The organism is Rhizobium sp. NZLR1b (genome assembly GCF_019685155.1).
Taxonomy (GTDB): Bacteria; Pseudomonadota; Alphaproteobacteria; order Rhizobiales; family Rhizobiaceae; genus Rhizobium.
On sequence record NZ_JABDWC010000049.1, the window covers coordinates 1 to 7808 of the forward strand.

Genomic DNA, 7808 nt, shown 5'->3' on the forward strand with positions numbered 1-7808 from the left:
GCCTATCGCATTGTGAAGTAAGCGAACGCAACCAGCCCTGTCTGACCAGGGTCCAGTCCCACAAATACCGTTTATGCCCCGCGCCGCCTCAAAAGACGTGGTCGACGGTTCGATTCCCTTCAAGGCGACCGGTGGGTAAACGGACAGCAAGCGGAATAATTTGCGCCGCGAATGGGACGCTGACAGTTCGAATCCCACAACACAGAGTTTCGCTAAGTCATTTCCCTCGAGATCCCATGCGGCTTACCGCTAAAACTCCGCATCAGGTGTCGAAAGACGACGCGAAGTTCCGCCGGTACATGCCGCTTCGTCGGGTAGTCGGCCTGTAAGATGAGGTCGCGCGTTCTAACCTCTCGGCCACAGAGCTATTTTTGGCTGCAACGCGCTCGGTGGCTCAAGGCTTAGAGAGCAAGATGGACGAACGCGTTCACAGCGTGCTTTTCAACTGGTATCCGGCCCGGTCTGACGAGTCGCGATCAGAACGATGCAGGTTAATAATTCGCGATGCGTCCTTGGAGCTTATCCCGTGTTTCTTCGCGAAGTAATCGACATCGTAAGGATCGGAGATTTTCCTGCGTGTCTCCCGTTCGGTCAGAGGATCTCGCCGCATTTTGGTCTCCTTGGGGCAATTTGGAATTTGCCATCCGACGATGGCTGCGCCGGACCAGTTTGGCGATAGTGAAGATCGTTTCTAACCCCTTTGGCGAGCTTTCTGCTCGGAGTGTTGCAGGGAAGACTCAAGCTGTTCAGGTCTAAGCCAAAGCAGCGCCTGCGAACGTCCCTTTGAGGCATCAATTGTGCGACCCTACCCATGGCGCGGACGCTGGAGCAGGCCTGCATGTAGCTGAGCCTCTGCGATCAAGCGCCTCACGGCCTTCGATCGGTTCAGGGCTCGATCTGCATAGCGTTCAAGCAGAACCCCTCAAACTTTGCGCCAGACGCATGGGTGGCGTGAGTTATCGTCACTGTTTTAAACCGATTGAAAGGACTATATTCCAATCATCGAAACGACGCCGGGACCAAGGGTTGCTGACGTCAAAAGCTCTCCGGAAAGGGGATTATTATGAACGTAGCACGCTCTTTCAACAACTGGCGCAAGTTCCGTCAGACCGTTACTGAACTTGGCCGCATGTCCAGTCGCGAACTGCAAGACCTTGGCATTGACCGCGCGGATATTCGCAGCGTTGCCCGCGCATCGGTTGCTCGCTAACAGGGGTACTTGCCCACTTTTGATTGCTTCTACGCCCGCTGATGATGCGGGCGTTTTCGTTTCAAGATAGTGAGAGCTTATCTCATTCAACTTCACGCTTTTGCGAGATATGGAGCTATGGCTCCCGCGCATACCTGCACTGCAGCATTGAGACTGTTAAATCCGCGACGATAGCATATCTTAATCCTCATCGAAGCAATGCACCTCCTCCCGCAGAGCTTCGTGTTTCAGACGGCCCACTCCTCCTCCCAAGGGACGTCTATTGGAACAGCGGCACTCCTCCTCCCAGTCGTTGTTCGGTTCTTTTTGAAAGCCTGCCGCACCTCCTCCCGCGGCAGGCTTTTTCGTTTTGGGACGGGCGTTCGTCGGTGTCGCTTGGCAGTTTGAGGGGTAATTGGGGACGAGAGCACCGAACCCCACTTGAAAACCCCTCAGCGGCTCGTATTAGGCTGACTGTGCAGCAGCTCCGGCCCCTGGTGCGGTGATCCGTGTCAGGGAACCTTGCCAAACATCGCGAACGTTTCGTGCTGCCACGGACCATTCAGATGCCGCCACGGATCAAGGCCGACAATCTCGATAGGATGCGGTCGAAATTCTCTCACGAGCGACACGTGCAAAGTATCCGCTACCAACCTCGTGACCTTGTTCTGGATCGTGATGTGGGGCTGCCACTTCTGCATGTCCTGGCCACCCAACCAGGGGATGAACTCACCCCGCAGCTTGGCGTGGATGCCCTGAAGGTCCGGGCTCGCAATCGTGAAGGCAACGCCAGTGCCGAGATGACGAAGGCACTGACGTCGGCTGTGATTGGGCTATATTTGGCTGAAGCCTATTCGCCAGGCAGGTGTTCGATACGGTCCATGCCCTGAGCAAAGAAGGTTTGTCATGCTCCGAGATAGCACGTCGCACCGGATATGGCCGACGCAGCATCGCGAAATGGCTGACTTTCGAATCCCCACCCGATCGACGCAGGGCTGCACTGCAGCCCACATTCCCTTTATACTTCGAAGCGTTTCTTACCCAGTGTTGGAAAGATGGCAATCGCTGCGGGCGGTATCTGTTTCACGATATCAGGCATACATACGCGCCGATGCATGAGAGCATATACATCTCACGTCGATTTCGACCCTTCTTGCAGACTTGGCCCTAGCGATCTAGGTGCGCTACCGCGTACGGTCTTCGACCGCGCTGCAACTCAATGGGCTCGACAAATACCGGCATGACACGAATCCTCGCTGGCACTCTCAACGCAAGACTGCTAAGGTGAGGTATCGGGATTGGCCATTCGGCCGCGACCCCGTTGAGGAACCCCAAAATGATTAATACCATTTTCCGGCCGCTGCACGACCGCGTCGTCGTGCGCCGTATCGAGGCTGAAGCCAAGACCAAGGGCGGGATCATCATTCCCGACACCGCCAAAGAGAAGCCGCAGGAAGGCGAAATCGTCGCCGTCGGCACCGGCGCACGCGACGAGAGCGGCAAGATCGTTCCCCTCGATGTCAAGGCGGGCGATCGCATCCTGTTCGGCAAGTGGTCCGGCACCGAGATTAAGTTCAACGGCGAAGACCTGCTGATCATGAAGGAAGCAGACGTCATGGGCGTCATCGCCTGATCTTCGGCCGCTTCCTTATTTCCTTTTGACGAAGACCATGGGGCCAATGGCCCGGGAGTTATTCCATGTCTGCGAAACAGATCAAATTCGGCCGTGATGCACGCGAGAAGCTGCTGCGGGGCGTCGATATTCTTGCCGATGCAGTGAAGGTCACGCTCGGTCCGAAGGGCCGCAACGTCGTGATCGACAAGTCCTTCGGCGCACCGCGCATTACCAAGGACGGCGTCGCTGTCGCCAAGGAAATCGAACTGGACGACAAGTTCGAAAACATGGGCGCCCAGATGGTCCGCGAAGTCGCTTCGAAGACCAATGACGTCGCTGGCGACGGTACCACCACAGCTACCGTTCTCGCCCAGGCGATCGTTCGCGAAGGCGGCAAGGCCGTTGCAGCCGGCATGAACCCGATGGACCTGAAGCGCGGCATCGATCTCGCCGTTACCGCGGTCGTGAAGGACCTGCTGGCCAAGGCCAAGAAGATCAACACATCGGAAGAGATTGCCCAGGTCGGCACCATCTCGGCCAATGGCGAGAAGGAAATAGGCCAGTATATCGCCGACGCAATGCAGAAGGTCGGCAATGAGGGTGTGATTACCGTCGAAGAAGCCAAGACCGCCGAAACCGAGCTCGAAGTCGTCGAAGGCATGCAGTTCGATCGTGGTTATCTTAGCCCCTATTTTGTCACCAATGCCGAAAAGATGGTGGCTGAACTGGAAGATGCCTATGTGCTGCTGCACGAAAAGAAGCTCTCCAATCTGCAGGCCATGCTTCCTATCCTGGAAGCAGTCGTTCAGAGTGGCAAGCCGCTGCTCATCATTTCCGAGGACGTCGAAGGCGAAGCTCTCGCGACGCTCGTCGTCAACAAGCTGCGCGGCGGCCTCAAGATCGCTGCCGTCAAGGCTCCTGGCTTCGGCGACCGCCGCAAGGCCATGCTGGAGGATCTGGCGATCCTGACCGGCGGCACTGTCATCTCCGAAGACCTCGGCATCAAGCTCGAAAACGTCACGCTCGAGATGCTCGGCCGTGCCAAAAAGGTCTCTATCACCAAGGAGAATACTACCATCGTTGATGGTGCGGGCACCAAGGCGGATATTGACGGTCGCATCGGCCAGATCAAGGCTCAGATCGAGGAAACCACCTCCGACTACGACCGCGAGAAGCTGCAGGAACGCCTTGCCAAGCTCGCTGGCGGCGTTGCCGTCATCCGCGTTGGCGGCTCGACGGAAGTTGAAGTCAAGGAAAAGAAGGATCGCATCGACGACGCGCTCAACGCCACACGCGCGGCTGTTGAAGAAGGCATCGTTCCAGGCGGTGGCACAGCTCTGCTGCGCGCTTCCATCGTCCTCGATATCAAGGGCGAGAATGACGACCAGAACGCCGGTATAGCGATCATCCGCAAGGCACTTCAGTCGCTGGTTCGCCAGATTGCCGAAAACGCCGGTGACGAAGGTTCGATCGTGGTCGGCAAGATCCTGGAAAGCAATACCGACAACTTCGGTTACAACGCTCAGACGTCTGAATATGGCGACATGATCGCCATGGGGATTGTCGATCCGGTAAAGGTTGTGCGCACCGCCCTGCAGAACGCGGCTTCGGTTGCCGGCCTGCTGGTGACCACAGAAGCCATGATTGCCGATCTGCCGAAGAAGGATGCTACCGGCGGCGGCATGCCTGACATGAGCGGCATGGGCGGCATGGGCGGCATGATGTAACGGGTCCGCTCCGGAGCTCCCGGAATTACTCCGCAGCTTGGGCTTTTATCAAAGCCCAAGCTGCGCCAATAAAAAGCAAGACGTTATAATATCCACGGACCGCGTCCGCGGCCGAGCGGCAGATGGCAATTGCCACAGGATGCTGAGTTACCAGTCGCGGGTCCAGGTCACCGTTTGTGATCCTGTGGTAAGACCCGCGAAGCGGCTCACAGTGCCGGCGCCCGATACCTATCGCGCCAATGGTAGTAACCGGCTGCGCGCCCCGCGGTCCAAAATCGTCCTGCTCAACGCGGCTGACAGTGTTCGCGGTAACTTTTGCTAGATCGCCTGGTCGGTCGCCGGCAAGACGGCGCGAAAGATTGCGATCGGTACCGTCTATCCCGCCACGATCGGCATGCTGCCGTCCTTCCTCTCAGGCATTGCCCGCAAATATCCCGATATCCGCCAGCATATCGAAAGCGGTACCACCGATGACAGTATCCGCCATATCGAGGCAGGCCGCATCAATCTCGGCTTCATCCGGCAGGTGGAGCGGCTCCTTACGCTTCTTTCTCGTTATCTCCTGGCCGTTCCAGGCCATTGTCCGCCAAGAGCGAGACCGCCATCGAGGATGGAGAAGATCATCTCCTTCTCCCGCCAAAACCCCTCCTACAGCGAGCGTTATTTTGCGGAAAAATTCAAGGAGCACGATCTGAGCGGCAATGTCGCCTACCCCTGCGGCGACACCTTCTCGCTGTATCGCTTCTCTCCGCCGGGCTTGGCATCGGTTTCGTCCCGGAATGGACGCAGGATCTGCCGAACCGCGGGTTCGAGCTGAAGAGGGTGAGGGGTGTCGGTTCAAGATCGGGGCTCGGTGTCGCCTGGAACAGAAAAGACCCAACCGCCTCGCGTGTCGACCCCATCGATATTGCACGCTCGCTCGTGCGGCCGGGCCGTTAATGGAGGTCGAGCCGCTGCTCGCCAGCGCTCTTTTTGTTCAGCAAAAGCCGTTCAATTTGAGGATCTTATAGGCGTCGATTGCAGCCCGAAGCTCGTCCTCCGAATTCCGATCTCCGCTGTTAGCGTCAGGATGGTGCATCTTTAGCTTCTGCTTGTAGCGGCTTCTGATTTGCTCGGGGCTTGCCTCCGGCAGAAGGCCGAGTGTTTCGAACGCTTTGGCTTCCAGCACTTTCAGCTTGCGCCGTTGAAGATCCGCTCTTGCCCCCTGACGTTCTGCAGCGTTTCTGCGGGCATTCATCGCCTTTGCAGAACCAGATCGGACCGTGAAGGGGAGCGCTGCCTCCGCAGGCTGACGGATCCTGCTTCCCCAGGTCGGACGGGCGCCGCTTGCCGCTTCTCTCTGATAGCGAGCGACGACAGGATCGGACAGATTGCTCGCAAAATTGTAGCCTCTGCCGTAGTCCTTCATATGCTCGGCACAGAAGAGCAGATACAATCCCTCTCCATCCCGTCCGACGGGAGCGCGGTGAATGCCGCCCTTTTGGCACCCGTCCCATTGGCATTTCGGACCATCCGGCTTCCGGTTCGAATCTGTCTTTTTGCGGAGGGGTCGCAAGCCAACGAATATTTTGGAATCTGAATTCATCGCGCCTTATATGACTGCTTCCGTGACGCTAACAAGGCAAGGCGAGTGCAGGACACAGCTTCAGTAGTTCGCCTCTACAGGTCAGGTAGGGCGAGGGTTCGAGCAAACGCACTGCCGGGGGACGGCGAATCTCACTTCCATACGTCACGTGTAATCAGGGATCATCGGTCAACCGACCTGCTCCACCGATAGCGTTCCCGCTAAAAGCGGCCGGATCAATGACTTTGCAGAAACAGTTGGATCGAGCCAGTCGGCCCACGCGTTGCGCTCGAGGATGACAATCTGCCGGTCGTGGTACGGCGCGATGTCCGGCCCCGGCTCCATCGTCAGCATAGTGAAGGCCTGGCCGATCTCCGGCGTTTCGCGCCAGATGCCGGCGATGCAGAAAATCGGCTCGTCCTTCTTGGTAAACAGCCACTTGTCCTTGCGCTTCTTTTTGGCATCCTTTGGATCCGTGAACTCGTAAAAGCCGTCGGCAACGATAAGGCAGCGATTGGAGGTGAACTCCCGTCCCTCCGAACGGAAATTATAGACCGGCCGCTTGTTCGGCCCCGGCCAGCTCCAGCGCCGCTGCACGAGCTCGGCCTCGTCGCGGACACCATCGATCGTCCTGACGATGGGGCCGGCATCGGTTATCTTGATGTCTTCGCGCGCTTCGAGGTTCGGCGCGCCTTCACCGAAACGGATCTTGATCTTGAGGTGGGCGAAATCCTCGACAACCGAGGCGACATCCACCATCAGCCGATAATCATTGCACATTGCTCTTCCCTTCGAATGTGGGTGCCATCACCTCACGACCGAGGCGCTGCAGGTGCAATATGTGCTCGGATTGTATGCGCTCCAGCAGAACGAGGAGGTCTTCAGCTTGTCTTGTCGGCAGGGGGAGACCAGCCAGTCTTTTGATCAGCGCAGTTTGGCGCGCGACGATGGCGGCGCCATCGCGAACATGCCGCATGACCATCTGAAGTTCGGTCTCATTTGGGCGCATCCATTGAGAGTAGCAGCTTTTCGGCTATCCGCACACGATTATCCATCGACCTTGTCTAATGTACGCGTTCCTGATATGTTCCAATCACTATGAACGCGACCGTTTTCCAGTCCGACGCCCCACTCGACAAGCGCCGCGTCATCATAAGACGCCATGACGGCGATGTGGAGATGGTGGAACTGCCGTGGGGACTGCGCCCGCGCGACGGCGGCCCCCGCGCCGTCAACGTCGTCCGATCGGAAGGACGGACGTTCCCGACCCACCGCTGCCTGGTGCCGGCCTCGGAGTTTCGCCATAAGAGCTTCAGCTTCTCGCTCACCAATGGCGACTGGTTCTATTTCGCGGGGATCTGGCGGCCGGCAACCGAGGACTGGCCGGAGGCCTACGCCATCCTGACGATTGAAGCGAACCCTGATATCGCGCCGTTCCACGACCGGCAGATGGCGGTGCTGACACGGCACCAACGCATGGCCTGGCTCGACGAACTTGTGCCCGAAGAGGAAATCCTACGGCCGCTAGCGGCGGGGACGTTCCGGCTCAAGCGCCACGCGGGCGCTTCTGCCCAGCCGATGCTGGCGGTTCTGTCGCAAATTTTTAGCAAGGTCGCAGAACCAGCTGACGCTGGACACACCTACGCAGCGAGTGAAGCGAATTGCTGAAATGGCGATTGGCCACTGGGTGAAAATTGGCCCTTGCGGATCATG

6 protein-coding genes and 2 pseudogenes are annotated in these 7808 nt (G+C 58.0%); 6 read left to right on the top strand and 2 right to left on the bottom strand.

Annotated features, from left to right (window positions below; translation table 11 throughout):
* Positions 1 to 1063: 1063 nt before the first annotated feature.
* The 5 genes and pseudogenes from HJB84_RS33235 to HJB84_RS33250 all read left to right on the top strand — a co-directional run.
* Positions 1064 to 1210, top strand: a complete 147-nt coding sequence (locus tag HJB84_RS33235) for a DUF1127 domain-containing protein (protein ID WP_080753481.1) — start codon at positions 1064 to 1066, stop codon at positions 1208 to 1210.
* 847 nt (positions 1211 to 2057) lie between these two features.
* Positions 2058 to 2285: pseudogene (locus HJB84_RS33920) on the top strand (ISL3 family transposase); the annotation flags it as partial.
* A gap of 240 nt (positions 2286 to 2525) precedes the next feature.
* The gene (gene groES / locus HJB84_RS33240; RefSeq protein ID WP_207584475.1) at positions 2526 to 2822 is read left to right on the top strand and encodes a co-chaperone GroES; all 297 of its coding nucleotides are present in this window, start codon (positions 2526 to 2528) and stop codon (positions 2820 to 2822) included.
* Positions 2823 to 2887: 65 nt separating this feature from the next.
* Positions 2888 to 4531 (top strand): chaperonin GroEL, encoded by a 1644-nt coding sequence (gene groL / locus HJB84_RS33245; protein ID WP_221117962.1) that lies wholly within the window; start codon positions 2888 to 2890, stop codon positions 4529 to 4531.
* Positions 4532 to 4853: 322 nt separating this feature from the next.
* Positions 4854 to 5470, top strand: a pseudogene (locus HJB84_RS33250) (LysR substrate-binding domain-containing protein); the annotation flags it as partial.
* Between the two features lie 37 nt (positions 5471 to 5507).
* On the opposite strand, the gene HJB84_RS33255 reads toward HJB84_RS33250, so the two are convergent.
* Together HJB84_RS33255 and HJB84_RS33260 are read right to left on the bottom strand one after the other, a co-directional pair.
* Entirely contained in the window at positions 5508 to 6116 is a 609-nt protein-coding gene (locus HJB84_RS33255) for a J domain-containing protein (protein WP_207584479.1), read from the bottom strand.
* 168 nt (positions 6117 to 6284) lie between these two features.
* The gene (locus HJB84_RS33260) at positions 6285 to 6875 is read right to left on the bottom strand and encodes an SOS response-associated peptidase family protein (RefSeq protein ID WP_207584480.1); all 591 of its coding nucleotides are present in this window, start codon (positions 6873 to 6875) and stop codon (positions 6285 to 6287) included.
* Between the two features lie 318 nt (positions 6876 to 7193).
* Here HJB84_RS33260 and HJB84_RS33265 point away from each other — a divergent pair, with 318 nt between their 5' ends.
* Positions 7194 to 7763, top strand: a complete 570-nt coding sequence (locus HJB84_RS33265; RefSeq protein ID WP_221117963.1) for an SOS response-associated peptidase family protein — start codon at positions 7194 to 7196, stop codon at positions 7761 to 7763.
* Positions 7764 to 7808: the final 45 nt, after the last annotated feature.